The following is a 1,860-nucleotide window of genomic DNA, read 5'->3' on the forward strand; positions in this document are numbered from 1 at the left end:
CATGATCAAGAAAATCCTGATCGCCAATCGTGGCGAGATCGCGTGCCGGGTCATCAGGACGGCGAAGAAGCTGGGGATTGCGACCGTTGCGGTCTATTCGGATGCGGATGCCGATGCCTTGCATGTGAAGATGGCTGATGAGGCCGTCCATATCGGGCCGGCGCCGTCGTCGCAGTCCTATATCGTCATCGACAAGATCCTGGAGGCGATTGCGAAGACGGGTGCGGATGCGGTGCATCCCGGTTATGGCTTCCTGTCGGAAAACGCCGCCTTCGCCGAGGCTCTGGAGAAGGCGGGCGTCACCTTCATCGGCCCGCCGGTCGGCGCCATCCAGGCGATGGGCGACAAGATCACCTCGAAGAAGCTGGCGGCAAAAGCAGGCGTTTCCACCGTACCCGGCCATATGGGGCTGATCGAGGATGCGGACGAGGCGGTGAGGATCGCGTCAGAGATCGGTTATCCGGTGATGATCAAGGCGTCGGCCGGCGGCGGCGGCAAGGGCATGCGCATCGCGTTCAACGATGCCGAGGCGCGGGAAGGTTTCCAGTCCTCGAAGAACGAGGCGAAATCCTCCTTTGGCGATGACCGCATCTTCATCGAGAAATTCGTCACCGAGCCGCGCCATATCGAAATCCAGGTGCTGGGCGACCGGCACGGCGCCATCCTTTATCTCGGCGAGCGCGAATGCTCGATCCAGCGGCGCAACCAGAAGGTCATCGAGGAAGCGCCGTCGCCCTTTCTGGACGAGGCGACACGGCAGGCCATGGGCGAGCAGGCGGTGGCGCTGGCGCGGGCGGTCGGTTATCACTCGGCCGGCACGGTGGAGTTCATCGTCGACGGCGAGCGCAATTTCTATTTCCTGGAAATGAACACCCGCCTGCAGGTGGAACATCCGGTGACGGAGCTTGTCACCGGCATCGACCTGGTCGAGCAGATGATCCGCGTGGCGGCCGGCGAAAAGCTGTCCTTCGGACAGGCTGATGTGAAACTGAACGGCTGGGCGGTCGAAAGCCGGCTTTATGCCGAAGACCCCTATCGCAACTTCCTGCCCTCCATCGGCCGGCTGACGCGTTATCGTCCGCCGCAGGAGGGTGCGCAGGAGAACGGCACGGTGATCCGCAACGATACCGGCGTGTTCGAGGGCGGCGAGATATCGATGTATTACGATCCGATGATCGCCAAGCTGTGCGCATGGGGCAAGGATCGCAAGACCGCCATCGACGCGATGGGGCAGGCGCTGGACCGTTTCGAGGTGGAGGGTATCGGCCACAATCTGCCGTTCCTGTCGGCGGTCATGCGGCATGAGCGTTTCCGGGCCGGCCGGCTGACGACGGGGTTCATCGCGGAAGAGTTTCCCGAGGGTTTCCATGGCGTGGAGCCGGACGAGGCGGCGGGGCGCAAACTGTCGGCCATTGCCGCCCTCGTGCACCAGCGCCTGCAGAACCGTGCGGTGGAGATCTCCGGCACCCTCGGCCATCACCGCCGCATCGTCGGCCGTGACTGGGTGGTGTCGTCCAGGGCGTTCCGGCACGGGGTCCATGTGGAAACCGGGGCGGATGGCACGGCGGTGCGGTTTGACGACGGCGCGGCGCTGACGGTCGATACCGGCTGGCTTCCCGGCCAGAGGCTCGGCCTGTTCACGGTGGCGGGGGAGGTGATCGCCGCCAGGGTCGATCCTGCCGGGGCGGCGCTTCGGCTGCGCTGGCGCGGCATGGATGTGATTGCCCATGTTCGCAGCCCGCGTGTGGCGGAACTTTCGCTGCTGATGCCGGACAAGCTGCCGCCGGACACGTCAAAGCTGCTGCTGTGCCCGATGCCGGGCGTCATCACCGGCATCGCGGTCGGCATAGGCGACGAGGT

1 protein-coding gene is annotated in these 1,860 nt (G+C 64.8%); it reads left to right on the forward strand.

From position 1 onward, the window contains the following. Position 1 precedes the first annotated feature (1 nt). The coding region (locus ACI2KA_RS26920; protein ID WP_404505483.1) for an acetyl-CoA carboxylase biotin carboxylase subunit at positions 2-1,860 on the forward strand (1,859 nt) is incomplete at its 3' end.

The organism is Agrobacterium sp. NPDC089420, assembly GCF_044900305.1.
Lineage (GTDB): Bacteria > Pseudomonadota > Alphaproteobacteria > Rhizobiales > Rhizobiaceae > Agrobacterium.